Origin of the sequence: Paenibacillus vini, assembly GCF_018403325.1 — a bacterium.
Classification (GTDB): domain Bacteria; phylum Bacillota; class Bacilli; order Paenibacillales; family Paenibacillaceae; genus Fontibacillus; species Fontibacillus vini.
In genome coordinates this window covers 76,383-92,717 of the sequence record NZ_BOSL01000015.1, presented here as the reverse complement: position 1 = coordinate 92,717, position 16,335 = coordinate 76,383, and the positions used below count along the sequence as shown (strand labels likewise).

The window sequence follows — 16,335 nt, the reverse complement described above, 5'->3', positions numbered from 1 at the left end:
TCTGAAATGGAGGTTTTGAGAAGATGGCTACCCAATCAAACTTGGAAGAATTGGTAAATCTGATTGAAAAAGCTTTGCGGCCAGGTCCGCTGGCTCGTTTGCTAGGGGAAGGCTCCGATTCAAAAGAGTTAGTGGATTTGCTTACCGAATTATTCAAATCGGATGCAACTATCCCGTCTGCTTCCATCAGCGGCAAGATCAATACGGTTCTTGAAATTTTAGGAGGGATAGACTCTTCGCCATTTGCGGCAATCGCTCGCAGCAATCTTAATAACCAGGTACTGATAACGACGACGGTGGGGACGATTAAAGGCGTAATTACGGAAGTTGGCAACTGGTATGCGGTATTGACAGAAGACGAGAACATTACCGTTATTGTTAATTTCGCCAATACGCTGGCCATCGAATCTGAAGGACCGGAGGGAGAAGCGAAATGAATAACACCTATGCCAGCAGAGTTGCTACATTAATTGGGCAGAATGTACAGGTAACGACTTCGGTTGATACGATCACCGGCACCCTTGTTTCATCTGACAAGACCTTTATTAAAGTAAACACGGGCGGTGTTGATGGTTCCGAAGGCAGCAAAACCGTATCTATTCTAACCTCCGTCGTCGCTTACATTCGAGTAGTGTGAGGAAACAAGCCGTAAATGGAAAGCGCATGGATGCCTTCTATTTTGCGGCGGGTTTGCGAAAAATTTACGTATAGTTGGAGAGCGAGCGGAAGAATGGCGGGTTGTCAAAACTTTTCAGGATACCGAATCTGCGCAAGGGCCATTCTATAGCTGCAGTCATTATAGCTATGGAAGGGGAATGTTCATTCGATGCGTATGAAAAAGATGATCCAATTATCATTGTCCGCCGCTCTTATCACCGGGATGGTCGGAATTACGGCCTGCGGAACCCGTACGGACAACAACAAAGTTCGGACGCAAAGCTTACGGAACCATGATGGACGGAATTACGACGTGAATTCGCTTCCCGAAGGAAATCGTCTGTTCTCGCGCAGTGCCGGCAACGGACGAACGGAGCGGATTACATCGCTGAAGTACAGCCCTGCCTTGAGCAATAAAGTGGCTGGATTGCGCGATGTTCAAACCGCCCATGTCGTCGTGACTGACAAGGATGCATATGTAGCCTTGACGCTTCACGGAAAGAATAACGGGGCCGGCTCCCGAATATCTGGGAAGTCGACAGGGATGGGAACAGCGATCGACGGTAACCGGGGAACCACCAATTACGGAGGCCCCTATGGCGCGGATTATGGAACCCGCGGCGCAGGAGACAACGGATTGGCCCGCGGTTTAACGGGGCGTTCCGGAACAGCCGGCAGCTTGTTTGACGTAACTCGCGGCGGCAACGGCAGCGGCCTTATGACGGGCCGGGGAACACGTATCGGATTGGATAATAATGGTCTTGGTTTTAATGGGATGAGTGGGATGAACGGGACGAACAACACCTACGGCACGAACGGAAACCGCAATGTGACAGGAATGGGGACAGGTACAGGATACATGGGAACCGGTACGGGGACCATGGGAACAAGAGGAACGGGAACCTTCCATGGCCTCGGGAACGGTACTGAAGCGGGAAGAGTGACTGACAATGTTCCGCAAAAAGTGAAGGATGAGGTCTCTAATATCGTTAAAAAGACGGCCCCTCATATCCGCAACGTGTATGTTTCCGGAAACTCTGACTTCGTGACCCAGGTCGGCAATTATGCGACACAGTCCCGCGGCGGAGCCACCCTTCACGGCTTCATCGCCGATTTCGAGAACACGATTCAACGAGTGTTTCCATCGCGTGCCGGCACGATGACCGGACCGAACGGCTATGCTCCGACAACACCTAATGGAATTAACGGTGGTACGCATGGTTCCGGGATCAACAGAAACGGTTATTCCGGCGGCGTAACGCGCTAAGCGAACCCCGTTGCGGTAAGAACTAATGCAGCTTGGCCCAAAAAAGAAACCGGAGGCTAGGGCCTCCGGTTTCTTATATTTCGTAATATCTGGTTTACCCTTCAAATATACGGCCTTCAACCCAAACCTTTTGCAGATCCAGATTGCCTTTGCCCACCAACAGCAAATCGGCTTGCTTGCCGGTCTCGACCGACCCGGTCAAATGATCGATGCGGATCAGCTTGGCTGGATTGAGGCTCGCCGCTTCCGAAGCTTGTTGTACGCTCAGACCGATTTCCTGAACGAGATGACGGAATCCCCGAATCATGGTCAGCGTGCTTCCTGCCAATGTTCCTTCGCTTTCCTTCAGGGTACATACATTATCCTTTACGACGACAGGGAGATCGCCGAGTTTGTATTCGCCGTTGCCGAGACCGGCAGCGGACATCGCGTCCGTGATCAAAATAAGATTGTGATCCGTCTTCACGCTGGCAAGCAGTTGAATTCCCGCTTTGTGCACGTGAATACCGTCGGCGATGATTTCGCCGCTGATTGCCGGAGAACTTAGGATCGCGCCTGCTGTACCCGGCTTACGGTGATGCAGCGGAGTCATGGCGTTAAAGGTGTGCACGGCATGGTGCAAGCCTACTTCGACGGCAGCCATGATTTCTTCATAAGTCGCATCCGTATGGCCTGCTGCGGCTACGATGCCTTTCTCACGCAGGAACCGGATCAGATCGTGTGCGCCCTCGCGTTCCGGAGCAAAGGTTACTTGTTTGATAAGACCTGGATACTGCTCTTCCCAGGCCTCTACCCAGCTGCGGTTAGGCGGCACAATATGAGCCGGATTTTGAGCGCCGGGCCATTTTGGACTGATGAACGGTCCTTCGAGATGGACGCCCGCCAGCTTTGCATATGGCATTTCACTGTGAATGTACTGATGAACCTCTTCCAGCACTTGTTCAATGACCGCTTTGGGAAGCGTCATCGTGGTGGCCAGCATTGAGGTCGTTCCTTGGCTGCAGTGCAGCTTGGTTATGTCATCGAACGCTTCTTTGCTCGGTTCGGAGAAGTCCTGCATCATCCCGCCGTGCACATGAACATCGATAAATCCCGGAAGCACATAGCTGCCTCCAGCATCGATCGTTTCTTGGGAATCCTTCGGATCGGAAGGAAGACCTGCGGTCGAGCCTACATAAGTAATGACGCCGTCCCGCACCGCAACGGCTCCATCATGAAAAATCCCCCGCGGGGTAACGACTTCCGCATGAATGATTCGGAATGTACCCTTGTTCATTAGACAAGACCTCCTGCGGCTTGATCCAGGACGACTACTACATTCGGATGAGTCTGCAGGAACGAAGCCGGACATTGCGTCGTGATCGGACCTTTAAGGGCCCGGGCGACGATCTCCGCCTTGTCTTCTCCTTTGGCCATCAGCAGAATTTGCTTGGCTTGCAGAATAGAGCCGATTCCCATCGTAATCGCATGGGTAGGCACTTCATCGATGGAAGCAAAGAAACGCGCATTGGCCTGCCGTGTCCGCGCATCCAGCTCCACAATGTGAGTCGGGCCTTGTAACTCCCCGCTTGGTTCGTTAAAGCCGATATGCCCGTTATGACCGAGACCGAGCAGTTGAAGATCGATCTGACCGGCATTCTCCAGCAGGCGATTGTAATCGGCCGCCGCTTTGGCAGGATCCTCGGCAGTTCCGGAAGGAACATGGGTATTCTCCGGTAAAATATCGATATGGTTAAACAGCTTCTCGTTCATGAATCTGCGGTAGCTCTCCGGATGATCTTCAGCCAGGCCGATGTATTCATCCAGATTGTAGCTGCTGGCCTGTTTAAAGCTGACGACGCCTTCACGGTGCAGTTCGATCAGTTTTTGGTACACCCCGACAGGGGTGCTTCCGGTGGCCAGCCCCAAAATAGCACGGGGATTGGATTGAAGAAGACTGGCGATGATGCCGGCTCCTGTTTCGTTAAACAATTGCTCGTCCTTGACCTTGATAATGTTAAGCATTTTTGTTGCCCTCCCTATGTTTTCTGTATATTTGAACATTTTGATATGAGCTTTCCAGCTTCGGAATGTAATCCTCGAATTCCATACTTACCATGCCCGTAAATAAAATATCGATCACATGCAGCTGCGCGATTCGCGAAGCCATATCCCCGCGCCGCATACCTTCCTCCAGAGATGAAGAGAATAAAGATATGTCGGCCAGAGTTGCGAGTCCATTGCTGCCGTATTGGGTCAACGAGATTGTGACGGCTCCGCTGTCCTTGGCGCATCTTAAGGCATCAATGGTTTCCGGAGTTTCTCCGCTGTAGGAGATAGCCAGGGCGGCGTCCCCTTTCCCGAGGGAAGAGGCCGAGGTGATCTGCATGTGAGAATCAGCGAAGGCGGTGCAGTTTTTACCGATTCGGACCAGCTTTTGATAAAAGTCTTGGGCAATGATCGAGGAGGTCGCCACCCCGTACAGATCGATCCGCTTTGCCTGGCACAGCGTGTCGACGGCCCGGCGGAGCTCATCCATGTCGAGCAGTCGCGTGGTATCCGTAATGGATGCCAGGTGATTCGCCTCCATGGCCTGTACGATTTTATGAAGATCGTTGCCCGCGATCACATCCTGGTATTGCGATTCCGAAGGGCTATGGGCGAGTTCGCCGGCCAGCTTCATTTTGAAGTCGGGAAATCCTCTGAAATGAAAGGTTTTGCAAAATCGGGTCACCGTGGACGGACTAATACCGCAAGTGTATGCAAGCTCGGTTATTCCCTGATGAATTACGGATGCAGGAGCTTTTAAAATATATTCCCCCAGCCGTCTCTCTTGTGGCGGAAGTGATTCTAGGTTGTTCGAGAGCGCGTGCAGGATTGGGTTTTGCATAGATTCACCCTCTTTATATTGTACGAAAATAATTTTTAAATTATTGATAAAAATCATGAAAATAATTTTGATTTCATCATAAGACATTCTATCTTTTAAAGCAAGCGGATTTGCCGCGAAACGTAGAGAATCCTTGTCTTTTCGGTAGGTACATACTACACTTAGGGTGAGCATCTATGTTCCGTAGAGGTGGGTTATCGTTGGATTATAATCTGGATGAGTACATCGACCGAATTCTGAACGCTTGGTCCAAGACGTTTCGCAAGATGCAGAGCGAAATCATGCAGCACCGCGAGCTTGGCCTAACCGGCCCTCAATTTCATATGCTTGCGTTAATCGCCAGAAATAACTCCTGTAATGTCAGTTATTTGTCCGACAAACTGGAGGTAAAACCGAGTGCGATTACGGTGATGGCCGATCGCCTGGTTCAAAGCGGTTACATCGAGCGGCGACATGATGAACAGGACCGGCGGGCGGTGCTTTTATCGGTCACCGAGCTTGGGGCGGAAGTTTATAAGGAAGCGGGGAATCGTTCGCGCAAGGTTCTGAGAACTTATTTCTCCGATTTGACGTCGCATGAATTAGAAGTCTTGATCGGGGTCATCGAAAAGTTTGCGCAGAATGATACTCCGAAATCGGAAGAATGACAATGATTCGAGGGAGATGAAAAGAAGCTTGCCTTGCGGCAGGCTTCTTTTCAAATCGAAACACGTTAAATAATAGAAGGTTTAGATTCGAGGTTAAACTCGATCAGTCTGCAGTGTGGAGAAAAGAGGCGGGTCTGTGATGTATCAGTTGAAAACAAAGGAAACCGAAAACAGCGTCATCGAATTTATCGAAAATGTAGAACAACCGAAAAAACGCGAAGATGCCTATCGGCTGTTGGATATTTTCAGCGAAACGACGGGTTATCCGGCTAAAATGTGGGGCCCCAGCATCATCGGGTTCGGCTCCTACCATTATAAGTACGCCACTGGGCATGAAGGCGATGCGCCGCTCGTGGGCTTTTCCCCGAGAAAGGCAAAGATTAGCTTGTATTTTGCAACAGGCGATACGGCGCGGGAAGCGCTGCTGGAGCAACTGGGCAAGCATACGGCCGGAAAAGGCTGCGTCTATATTAATAAAGTGGCGGATATTAATGAAGATATTTTGAAGGAACTAATTCAACAGTCCGTGCAGTTTCTAAAAGAAACCTATCCTGCGGAAGAATAATTGTTTGACGAGAATGCGGAACGCCCCTTGCAACGGTTATGCAGGGGGCGTTTTTTTACTCTAAAGGCTCATATTATCTTGTCGAGGCGATTTCCGCAGATTTGAGGCGAACAGTCGCCAAAGTATGAATGTTAGCACAATGACTTGCGGAATAAAGGTTTCCCATGTAGGGTAAGCGCCGATCCAGCCGACCGAAGGCAGAAGGCGATAGTTGTGGCCGGGAATTACCCCGGCAATCTGCAGGGCATGAATGCCTTCCCCCAGGAAACGGATTACGAGATAGTAAATCAGTACGGTTGCGGTGAGCATGAACATGCGAACCGGCAGTTTCACAGTGAAGCGGATGATACAAAAGCCAAGAAGCGTCAAGGCGGCCAAAGCTCCCAGGATACCGGTAACCAGTTGTTTCGGTTCGATGGAAGGAGCCATTCCTATATAAAAGACGGCGGTCTCGGCCCCTTCCCGAAGAATGGCAAGCCCAGCCAGCGCAAACAGGGACCAGCGGTTTCCACGGGCTAGCGCTCCTCCAACCTGTTCATTCAGGTATTTGTTCCAAGCTTGGGCGTTTGATTTACTGTGAAGCCACTGGCCCACTGTCAACATCATAACGACAGCCAACAAGCCGACGACGCCTTCGATAAGCTCGCGGGTTCCGCCGGAGATGGCCTCGGAAACTACCAGAGTAAGGACAACGGCCAAAATTCCTGACAATACCAGTCCTGTGCCGGCGCCAGCCCAGATGGAGACACGTCCTGACCGATCTCCGGAACGTTTAAGGAAAGCGAGCAGCGCCGCCAGCACCAGTATTGCTTCCAGGCCTTCACGTAGAAGGATTAGTGCCGCATCCCATGCCGAATAAGACCCTCTGTCCGAAATGGGTTCAAGATCGTTGATCATGCCGCTGATGATTTCCACGGCTTTCACGGTATCGGGAGGAGAGGATACAAGGTAACCCTGCGCCTCGGACATCTCATTTTCGGTGGCGGTGTATAAAGTCGCTGAAGAGATTGAAACTTCCCCTTCCACGGACGGCCATAGAACGATAAATTCCTGCATTCGGGATGACGCCGTATCGGCATCCTTAGCCTCGGCTGCCTGCAGGGCTTGCCGGAGCAAAGGCAGGGCATCGCGCAATGTTTTCCTTTCCCGTTCGCCGGCGCTACTATCCTGAACGTCTAATTTTCCGTCGGAATAATCCTGCAGCAATGCTTTTAGCGATTGAAGTTCTGCTATCGCCTGTTCGCTTTTGACCGGCTCGGCTTGCAAAGCGATTCGGATCAGGCTGAGGTGGGTCTCGAGGTCGCTGTATACGGCGAAATTCCCACTGCGGATCGGCCCTTCGAACTTGCTCCATCCTTGAACAATCGTTTTAAAACGCGACTGTGCTTGCTCGATGTCCCCGGATTGTAAGGGGGTCAGTGTCTTTTCGACCATAGACAGCAGTTCCCCGGCGGACTCCTTGCCGACCGACAAATTATTGTCTTCGGTATGGGTATCTACATATTCGTTTACTTTTTTAGCAAGGGCCGAAAGTGCGGCATTGGCGTCTTCTTTGTTTTTATTATCCAGCGCCGTTCGGGCTGCGGCCAAGCGGGTTTGGATCTGCTTGTCAAAATCATCCGCACGGCCGGCACCCATGATTTCGTTCCATAACTTTTCGAATTGCTCCAGCTCCCGGGAAGCTTGTTCCCACTCCTGTGATCCGGCGTCGACAAGCGCGCCGCCAACGAGAGGAAGAAGCGACTCCATGGACTCGGATTCTTCAGCGCCGGCATGCCCGATTTGAGATGCCAGCAGCATAACCGAAATAATTAAGCATCCCAGCAGGCGCGATAACCGCATGGGGAAGTGCCGGAGACGCAAGCCATGTATGATGCGGTTGATTTTGGAACTCATTTTTCTTCCTCTCCTTAAAAAAGCGTCTCACCGATATACCCGCCTGGACGGGTTCCTGGAAAGCAGGCAAATGCCGCGCTGCCGACATGGACAATGTATTCATTAAGCTTGTCACTGGCGGCCAGAATTTGCTGCATGGGGATAAATTGCTTCTGGATATCCCTCTGATAACTAATGAAGAAGAGACCGGCATCCAGTTGCCCCGTTTTGGCATCCATGCCTCCCGTATAGGAATAGGCCCGACGCAATATTTTGGTCGCCCCATCCATGTGCGCAAGCCGGGAGTGGGAATTCATCGGAAGCGCCGGTTCACCCGCGGTATTCTTCGCGTTCAGATCGAGGGGAGCGAACTCGTCCCTCATACCGAGCGGCGCCCCTGTATCGCGGTGGCGACCGAAGGTTCGCTCCTGATCATCCAAGGTGGAGCGGTCCCAGATCTCAATGCGCATCCGGATGCGCCGCGCAACGAGATAGCTCCCGCCCTTCATCCAGGCCGCCCCGTCACCGGAGCCGGCCCAGACGATCTCCTTCATCGCCTGAGCGTCGGCGATGTCCGGATTCCCGGTCCCGTCTTTGAATCCCATTAGATTACGAGGCGTTCCGTTGGATGGGTCAGCCGGTCCTGTACGTTGGAAGCCGTCCTGCATCCAGCGCAGAACGGCCGTGCCGCGGGCGATACGAGCCAGGTTACGGACCGCGTGGAATGCCACTTGCAGGTCGTCGGCGCAGACCTGCACCCCGATGTCGCCGCCGCACCATTCCGTTTGAAGCGCGTCGCCCCGGAATTTTGGAAGTTCTCCAAAAGTAGTCGGCCGCTTCCCGGCCAAACCGAACCGATTGTCAAAGAAGGAGGGGCCGACCCCGAACGTAATGGTCAGCTTGGAGGGGGAAAGACCCGCGGTCTCCCCGGTGTCGGAAGGCGGCAGGTTAAGATTGTTATTGCTGTTTCCGATTAGATCGCCGGAGGTCATGGCAGCTGCCGCCTCCGTCCAGGACTGGAACAGTTGCCGCACATCCGCCAGTGAGCTTGTCGTTAAATCGAAGGAAGCAAAGCTTAAAAAATGCTGGGCAGGCGTAATGATACCTGCCTGATGTTCTCCATAAAATCCGACTCGACTGCCGGATGCATCGCCCTTCGACGGGGCGGAGTTTTTCGCTAGCGTTTCCTTGACGGCAAGAGCACCGTAGGCGCCCCCGCCGCCCAGCAGCAGGCCGATTCCGCCGACTCCGGCGATTTTAAGCATCTCTCTGCGGCTCAGGCGTTTATTCAGCAGGCTGTCTGCCGTGTTTAAATCTTCCATAAGTTACACTCCCAACAATTTGCCCATTTGGGACAATGGCTCGGCCAAAGCGTCAAGGTTCTGGCTTAAATTCCGGACATCGCTGTCCTGGAGTTTATCGTAGGAGACATATCCTTCGCCTTCTTTGAAGGGGGCAAGCTCTGCTTCAAGCGCCGTGAAACGATCGGCGATTTGCTTGTCGAGGTTCTCATCCTTTTCCGCCAAGTTTGGCTGCAAGAGCTCATATATTTTCTTGGCGCCTTCCAAATTTGCGGCAAAATCATATAAATCTGTCCGGGAATAGCGTTCTTCCTCTCCGGTCACTTTGGAAGTGGAGACCTCGTTAAGCAGCTCCACCGCCCCGGTCACCAGAAGAGAAGCATCGATTTCTACCGTCTCAACTTTGGCCCGAAGCAGCTTGGCGTCGCTTAGCAGCCGATCGGCAAACTCCTGCTGCCCTTCGGTTGTTTTATCTTCCCATAGGGCTTTTTCCAGGCGGTGGAATCCGCGCCATTCCGAAGCTTCTACGTCACCGTCGCGGGCGTCGATATTCGGGTCAAGATCCCCTAATGCCTCCGCGATCGGTTCGATTCTTTCATAGTGCATACGAGACGGGGCATAGAGTGATTTAGCCGTTTCAATATCGCCGCCGTTTACCGCATTCACGAATTTTTCGGTTTCCGTTACAAAGGCATCGCATTCTTGAATTACATAAGCCCGGTACTGTTCTACAGCAGCGGTGAACTCAGAATCGTTGGCAGCGGCTGCGTTTCCTTCATTTGCGGCTGCTTCGGTTGTTGTTCCGGCTTCGGCACCGGAGCTATTGTATGTATTGGCCGTTTTATCGCCTGAATTGCAGCCAGATAGCAGAAGAGCGGCGGTTAATACCGCAGCGGCAACAGGCACGTAGTAATGTTGTTTTTTCATCGAATACATCCCCTTAAATGATAATGATTATCAGTATCGTTTAACATCATAATCAGAATCGGTTGCTCCGTCAATAAAAATTATTTCGGCTAACGCACCTGGGAGTGGCGAATTGTTATGGCGGCGAGTTATTATTAAAAAAGCTGCATTGTAAGCGTTATTAAAAAATATCAACTATTTACGGACTGGAGGAATGGTGGTTGGAAAGATATATCCTTGCTTTGGACCAAGGGACAACGAGCTCGCGGGCGATTTTATTCAATCGGGAGGGCGTTATCGTTCATTCCGCACAGCGTGAGTTTCCGCAGTATTTTCCCAAGCCGGGATGGGTGGAACAGCAGCCAAATGAGATTTGGGGCTCCATCCTTGCCGTTATCGCTTCCTGTCTGTCCGAATCCGGTATCAAGCCAAGGCAAATCGCGGGAATCGGCATTACGAACCAGCGCGAGACGACGGTAGTCTGGGAAAAAGAGACCGGTAACCCGATTTATCCGGCAATTGTTTGGCAATCGCGCCAGACGGCGGATATTTGCGAACAATTAAAATCAGCGGGCCTGAACGATACGTTTAGGAAGAAAACGGGATTACTGATTGATCCGTATTTTTCCGGCACCAAAGTGAAGTGGATCCTTGATCATGTGCCGGGTTCCCGGGCGCGGGCGGAGAAGGGAGAGCTACTCTTCGGAACGATCGATACTTGGCTGATCTGGAAGCTCTCGGGCGGTAAGCTCCATGTAACCGATTATTCCAATGCGTCGCGGACGCTCATGTTCAACATTCATGATTTGTGCTGGGACGATGAATTGCTCAAGCTGCTCGACGTACCGAAGGCCATGCTTCCGGAAGTCCGCTCTTCCTCGGAAATTTACGGGACGACAATCCCTTATCATTTCTTCGGGGAACAAGTGCCGATCGCCGGTGCGGCCGGCGACCAACAGGCGGCCTTGTTCGGCCAGACCTGCTTCGAGCAGGGGATGATCAAGACAACCTACGGCACCGGCTGCTTCATGCTGATGAACACAGGCGAGAAGCCCGTGGCCTCGGAACATGGCTTGATTACTTCCATTGCATGGGGGATTGGCGGCAAGGTGGAATATGCGCTGGAAGGCAGTATCTTTGTCTCCGGTTCGGCCATTCAATGGCTCAGAGACGGCCTGCGCATGTTCAGGGATGCGAAGGACAGCGAAGCTTACGCTGCCCGCGTCGATTCGACGGAAGGCGTATACGTGGTACCCGCTTTTGTCGGACTGGGCAGCCCCTATTGGGACAGCGATGTCCGGGGAGCGGTGTTCGGTTTGACGAGAGGAACAACCAAGGAGCATTTTATCCGGGCGACCCTGGAATCGTTGGCTTATCAGACCAAGGACATCCTTGGAGCGATGGAGCAGGATTCCGGATTTACGGTCCGCAAGCTGAGAGTGGATGGAGGCGCCGTCTCGAACGGCTTCTTGATGGAGTTTCAGAGCGACATCGTGAATTTGCCGGTGGAGCGTCCAGTGGTGAGAGAAACGACGGCTCTGGGAGCTGCCTTTTTAGCGGGGCTGGCGGTAGGTTATTGGAGCGACCGGGACGAAATCTGCCGGACCTGGAGTCTTGATCGGCGGTTTGAGCCAACGATGGAGACGGAGGTTCGGGAATCGTTATACGGAGGATGGAAGAAAGCGGTGCATGCCGCGATGGCTTTTAAATAGACCCGCCCATTTTAGACTCTTACGGCACCATTGCCCCTGTTTCTTCATAATATGTGTTGACTGTATCCCTTAACCTTGTTAAACCATAAAACCCGAGCAAGGAGGGGTGACGCATTTTGAAGAGCAGCGATCGTAACAGCAAATTTCTGTTGACACATCGTGAACGGGAAGTTTTCGAACTCCTCGTGCAGGATAAAACGACGCGCGACATTGCGGGCCAGCTGTTTATCAGCGAGAAAACCGTACGCAACCATATCTCCAACGTGATGCAAAAGTTGAATGTCAAAGGTCGTGCGCAGGCGGTTGTCGAGCTGATCAAGCTTGGGGAATTGAAAATCTGACGGTTTCTGAAGGTCAGAAAACCGTGAACCTTCTTTCTTACCCGCTGCGGCGGGAAGGAAAGAAGGTTTTTTGTGCTAGAATAAGCATAAACTTGATGATTGATTATTAGCTATTCATAAAGCCTTTTTAGACTGCAATAATTCCCGAGTAAGTTAAGAAGGAGGAAATAGGTTACTATGGATAATCGCAAATTATTAATGTTAATCGCCTCGCTTCTTGTTGTTATAGTCATACTCTTGGTTATGATTTACGCAGAGATATTAGAAACCAATAGGTTACAGGGCATTATCATTCAAGGTGTGTATTAATATCTTTGTAACATAGAACGGCTGTGCCCACATGGTAACAATCCCCTGCGAATCAAATCTTGCTAAGTCAAATTCAATGTGTTATTTTAAATGTGTAACCGGTTCCACAATGAGGAGAGATAAGTTGAGATGGCTACAATAAGAGATGTGGCAAAACATGCAGGCGTTTCGGTAGCGACCGTTTCGCGGGTCATCAATGAGACAGGCTATGTACATGAGGACACCCGCAAGAAGGTTGAAACCGCTATCAAGGAGCTGCATTATACGCCGAATGAAGTTGCGAGATCCCTTTACAAACGAAAGTCGAGGCTGATCGGCCTGCTGCTGCCCGACATCGCCAACCCGTTCTTTCCCGAGCTTGCTCGCGGGGTGGAGGATGAGATGCAGGAGAATGACTTTCGGATCATATTTGGCAATAGCGATGAGAAATCAAGTAAAGAACAAGAATATATTCAAACTTTTGTGCAAAATAATGTAGTCGGCATGATTGCTTCCACCAACGATCCGGACACCCATGCTTATCGCAAGCTGAACATTCCGGTCGTGTTTTTGGACCGTACGATGGACAATCGTCCCTCCGTTTACTCGGACGGCTATGAGGGCGGGAGATTGGCTGCCCAGGAGATCGCTGCTCGCGGAAGCCGAAATATTGCGGTGATTCAGGGGCCTGAGCGAGTCCGGCCGGCGATGGACCGATTTCGGGGAGCGGCGGAAACACTGAAGGATCTGGATATCGCTTTTCAAGTGATCCAGAGTTCTTCGTTCGGCATCGCGGAAGCGGGCGTTTGGGCGAAGGAAGTGTTTCGCAAGGTTCCCGACACCGACGGAGTCATTGCCAGTAACGATATCGTGGCTGCGGCGGTGCTCCATGAAGCTTTGCGGCTCGGCAAAAAGGTTCCGGAGGACGTGCAGATTATCGGGTTTGACGATATCCCGCTCAGCAGCCTGCTGACACCGCCGCTAACGACGATTCGGCAGCCGGCCTACGAAATGGGAAGAGCAGCGGCTCGTTTGCTCATCCAATTAATTGAGAAAGAAGCATTGGATAACCATACCATTCAGATGCCTGTTACGTTTACGGAGCGGGATACGACCAGAAAGGCGGAGAAAAATGACTAAAATTGTTGTGATAGGGAGTTCATCCATAGATCTTGTAGTAACCTCATCTAAGCGTCCCGGAGCCGGTGAAACGGTACTAGGGGAAAGCTTCAAAACGGTTCCCGGCGGTAAGGGAGCTAACCAGGCGGTAGCTGCGGCACGGCTTGGTGCCGATGTAACGATGATCGGCCGCGTGGGAGACGATCATTTCGCCCAAGACATTTTAAACAACTTTAAACGGAATGCGGTTTCTATCGATTATGTGGAACCGGTTACACACATGGAAAGCGGAACGGCCCACATCATTCTGGCTGAAGGGGACAACAGCATTGTTGTTGTGAAAGCAGCGAATAATGAGGTTACACCGGCTTATGTCGACAAATCGATCCAAGCATTCGAAGATGCCGCTATGGTCATGATTCAACAGGAAATTCCGGTGGAAACCGTAACCCATGTCAGCCGGATTTGCCGAAAGCTCGGCATTCCGCTTTTGCTGAATCCCGCACCGGCCCGGCCGTTAGAGGAGGAAGTCATCGAGAATGCGGCATATATCACGCCGAATGAACATGAAGCCGCTATTTTGTTCCCGGATCTTAGCGTTTCCGAAGCGCTGCGCAAGTATCCGAACAAGCTGTTCATTACCGAGGGCAGCCGGGGTGTTCGTTATTTTGACGGCAGTGAAGAAAAGCTCGTTCCATCCTATAAGGTGGAGGTTGTGGATACGACGGGCGCGGGCGACACCTTTAACGCGGCCTTTGCCGTTGCTTTGGCCGAAGGGCAGCCGCTATATGAGAGCGTTCGCTTTGCCAATCGTGCCGCTTCATTGTCGGTCACGAAATTCGGGGCGCAGGGCGGCATGCCGACCCGCCGGGAAGTGGAGGCGCAATTGTAAATGAAGAAGCAGGGAATCATAAACAGTCATATATCCAAAGTTCTTGCCGACCTAGGCCATACGGATACAATCGTCATCGGGGATGTCGGACTTCCCGTACCGGAGGGCGTGCCAAAGATCGACCTGGCGCTAACACTCGGATCTCCGAGCTTTGAAGACACGGTCAACGCGATTGCAGCCGATATGGAGATCGAAACGGTCGTCATCGCGGAAGAAATGCAGACGGACAATCCGGAAGCTTTCCGTTATATAGATCAGAAGTTTGGGGGCAAACCCATAGAGCAATGTCCTCATGAAAGATTCAAGGAACTGACGCGGAAGTCGAAAGTCGTTATCCGCACGGGAGAAGCCAAACCGTATGCCAACATTATTTTACAATCAGGAGTTTATTTCGGTTAAAAGGAGGACCCGTTATGCAGATTCAAATGAAAGGGATTCACAAGGCGTTCGGTTCCAACCAGGTGTTATCCGGGGTTGATTTTGACCTCCGCGAAGGTGAGGTTCACGCCCTGATGGGGGAGAACGGCGCTGGCAAGTCGACGCTAATGAATATACTGACCGGGCTGCATGCCCGGGATGAGGGCACCATTCTCATCGACGGCGAGGAAACGTATTTTGCAAACCCGAAAGAAGCGGAACGCCGGGGGATAGCTTTTATTCACCAAGAGCTGAACGTTTGGCCGGATATGACCGTGCTGGAGAACATGTTTATCGGCAGGGAAATTTCCTCGCGATGGGGTTTACTGAAGAGCAATGAAATGAAGACGCTTGCAAACGAGCAATTCAAGAAATTGTCCGTCGATATTCCGCTTGGTGTAGAAGCCGGGGAATGCTCGGTTGGCCAGCAGCAAATGATCGAGATTGCGAAAGCGCTACTGACGGATACAAAGGTAATCATCATGGATGAACCGACCTCGGCACTGACGGAAAGGGAGATCCAGAAGCTGTTTGAAGTCATTGCATCGCTGAAAAAGGACGGCGTTTCCATCGTTTATATATCGCATCGGATGGAGGAGATTTTTACGATCTGCGATCGGATCACCGTCATGCGTGACGGCCGGACCGTGGATACGAAGGACATTCCGGAAACCAGCTTTGATGAAGTGGTCAAGAAAATGGTCGGCAGGGAGCTCACCGAGCGGTATCCTGCACGGACGCCATCGCTTGGCAAAACGGTTCTCGAAGTGAAGAACGCCTCACGTAAAGGCATGTTCGAGAATGTGAGCTTCCAGGTGCGGGCTGGCGAGATTGTAGGCTTTTCCGGCTTAATGGGCTCGGGACGCACGGAAATGATGAGAGCCCTCTTTGGCCTCGATCGTCTGGACAGCGGCGAGATTTCCGTCTTCGGCAAGAAAGCCGTTATTCGCAAGCCGGCCGACGCGGTGAAGCTCGGAATCGGATTTATTACAGAGGACCGCAAGGATGAAGGATTGGTTCTGGACTTCTCGGTCCGTGAAAATATGGTGCTGCCAAGCTTGAAAAGCTTTACTTCCAAGGGTCTGCTCTCGGCACAAAGCGAAAAGGCCTTCGTAGACGCGTTAATCAAACGTCTGCAAATCAAAACCCACACTTCCGAAACGTCGGCAGGCAATTTGTCCGGGGGGAACCAGCAGAAGGTGGTTATCGCAAAGTGGGTAGGAATCGGTCCCAAGCTGCTGATTTTGGACGAGCCGACCCGGGGTGTCGACGTAGGGGCCAAACGGGAAATTTATCAGTTAATGAACGAACTGACGGGGCACGGGGTCGCCATCATCATGGTTTCCTCTGAATTGCCGGAGGTGCTCGGCATGAGTGATCGTATCGTCGTGGTTCACGAAGGGCGCATTACAGGGGAATTGAGCAAAGAAGAAGCGACGCAAGAAAAAATAATGACTTTGGCTACAGGGGGACAGTAAT

General features: G+C 51.8%; 17 protein-coding genes. 11 read left to right on the top strand and 6 right to left on the bottom strand.

What is annotated here, in order from left to right; genetic code table 11:
- Positions 1–23 precede the first annotated feature (23 nt).
- From KJS57_RS20195 to KJS57_RS20185, 3 genes are all read left to right on the top strand, one after another.
- The gene (locus KJS57_RS20195) at positions 24–437 is read left to right on the top strand and encodes a hypothetical protein (RefSeq protein WP_213656132.1); all 414 of its coding nucleotides are present in this window, start codon (positions 24–26) and stop codon (positions 435–437) included.
- On the top strand, positions 434–637 hold the full coding sequence (locus tag KJS57_RS20190) for a hypothetical protein (protein ID WP_213656131.1): 204 nt from the start codon (positions 434–436) through the stop codon (positions 635–637). The genes KJS57_RS20195 and KJS57_RS20190 overlap by 4 nt, the downstream gene beginning before the upstream one ends.
- A gap of 189 nt (positions 638–826) precedes the next feature.
- Positions 827–1,924, top strand: a complete 1,098-nt coding sequence (locus KJS57_RS20185; RefSeq protein WP_213656130.1) for a YhcN/YlaJ family sporulation lipoprotein — start codon at positions 827–829, stop codon at positions 1,922–1,924.
- 94 nt (positions 1,925–2,018) lie between these two features.
- On the opposite strand, the gene nagA is transcribed toward KJS57_RS20185, so the two are convergent.
- The 3 genes from nagA to KJS57_RS20170 are packed head-to-tail and all read right to left on the bottom strand — an operon-like array spanning position 2,019 to position 4,793.
- Positions 2,019–3,200, bottom strand: a complete 1,182-nt coding sequence (gene nagA, locus KJS57_RS20180; RefSeq protein ID WP_213656129.1) for an N-acetylglucosamine-6-phosphate deacetylase — start codon at positions 3,198–3,200, stop codon at positions 2,019–2,021.
- The gene (gene nagB / locus KJS57_RS20175; RefSeq protein ID WP_211023352.1) at positions 3,200–3,928 is read right to left on the bottom strand and encodes a glucosamine-6-phosphate deaminase; all 729 of its coding nucleotides are present in this window, start codon (positions 3,926–3,928) and stop codon (positions 3,200–3,202) included. The genes nagA and nagB overlap by 1 nt, the downstream gene beginning before the upstream one ends.
- Complete coding sequence (locus KJS57_RS20170) at positions 3,921–4,793, bottom strand: MurR/RpiR family transcriptional regulator (RefSeq protein WP_211023351.1); 873 nt, start codon at positions 4,791–4,793, stop codon at positions 3,921–3,923. The genes nagB and KJS57_RS20170 overlap by 8 nt, the downstream gene beginning before the upstream one ends.
- Positions 4,794–4,993: 200 nt before the next feature.
- On the opposite strand from KJS57_RS20170, the gene KJS57_RS20165 reads away from it, so the two are divergent.
- On the top strand, positions 4,994–5,440 hold the full coding sequence (locus KJS57_RS20165) for a MarR family winged helix-turn-helix transcriptional regulator (protein WP_211023349.1): 447 nt from the start codon (positions 4,994–4,996) through the stop codon (positions 5,438–5,440).
- 139 nt (positions 5,441–5,579) lie between these two features.
- Complete coding sequence (locus KJS57_RS20160; protein ID WP_213656128.1) at positions 5,580–6,005, top strand: DUF1801 domain-containing protein; 426 nt, start codon at positions 5,580–5,582, stop codon at positions 6,003–6,005.
- 60 nt (positions 6,006–6,065) lie between these two features.
- Here KJS57_RS20160 and KJS57_RS20155 read toward each other — a convergent pair whose 3' ends face one another.
- Genes KJS57_RS20155 through efeO form a run of 3 tightly spaced genes read right to left on the bottom strand, consistent with a single transcriptional unit; the run spans position 6,066 to position 10,108 of the window.
- Positions 6,066–7,901, bottom strand: a complete 1,836-nt coding sequence (locus KJS57_RS20155; protein WP_213656127.1) for an FTR1 family protein — start codon at positions 7,899–7,901, stop codon at positions 6,066–6,068.
- A 14-nt stretch (positions 7,902–7,915) separates the two neighbouring features.
- On the bottom strand, positions 7,916–9,202 hold the full coding sequence (gene efeB, locus KJS57_RS20150) for an iron uptake transporter deferrochelatase/peroxidase subunit (protein WP_213656126.1): 1,287 nt from the start codon (positions 9,200–9,202) through the stop codon (positions 7,916–7,918).
- A gap of 3 nt (positions 9,203–9,205) precedes the next feature.
- Positions 9,206–10,108 (bottom strand): iron uptake system protein EfeO, encoded by a 903-nt coding sequence (gene efeO, locus KJS57_RS20145; protein ID WP_213656125.1) that lies wholly within the window; start codon positions 10,106–10,108, stop codon positions 9,206–9,208.
- A gap of 200 nt (positions 10,109–10,308) precedes the next feature.
- Between efeO and glpK the strand changes: the two genes are divergently transcribed.
- The 6 genes from glpK (at position 10,309) to KJS57_RS20115 (ending at position 16,334) form a co-directional block, all read left to right on the top strand.
- Positions 10,309–11,799, top strand: coding sequence for a glycerol kinase GlpK (gene glpK, locus KJS57_RS20140; RefSeq protein ID WP_213656124.1), 1,491 nt, complete (start codon positions 10,309–10,311; stop codon positions 11,797–11,799).
- Positions 11,800–11,915: 116 nt separating this feature from the next.
- Positions 11,916–12,140: a helix-turn-helix domain-containing protein gene (locus KJS57_RS20135; protein WP_009225122.1), complete on the top strand. Its 225-nt coding sequence runs from the start codon at positions 11,916–11,918 to the stop codon at positions 12,138–12,140.
- A gap of 438 nt (positions 12,141–12,578) precedes the next feature.
- On the top strand, positions 12,579–13,568 hold the full coding sequence (locus KJS57_RS20130) for a LacI family DNA-binding transcriptional regulator (RefSeq protein WP_213656123.1): 990 nt from the start codon (positions 12,579–12,581) through the stop codon (positions 13,566–13,568).
- A complete protein-coding gene (gene rbsK / locus KJS57_RS20125) occupies positions 13,561–14,439 on the top strand; it encodes a ribokinase (protein WP_211023333.1) in 879 nt (292 codons plus the stop codon). The genes KJS57_RS20130 and rbsK overlap by 8 nt, the downstream gene beginning before the upstream one ends.
- A complete protein-coding gene (gene rbsD / locus KJS57_RS20120; protein WP_213656122.1) occupies positions 14,440–14,838 on the top strand; it encodes a D-ribose pyranase in 399 nt (132 codons plus the stop codon).
- 14 nt (positions 14,839–14,852) lie between these two features.
- Positions 14,853–16,334 carry a sugar ABC transporter ATP-binding protein gene (locus KJS57_RS20115; protein ID WP_213656121.1) on the top strand — a complete coding sequence of 494 codons (1,482 nt, stop codon included), beginning with the start codon at positions 14,853–14,855 and terminating at the stop codon, positions 16,332–16,334.
- Position 16,335: the final 1 nt, after the last annotated feature.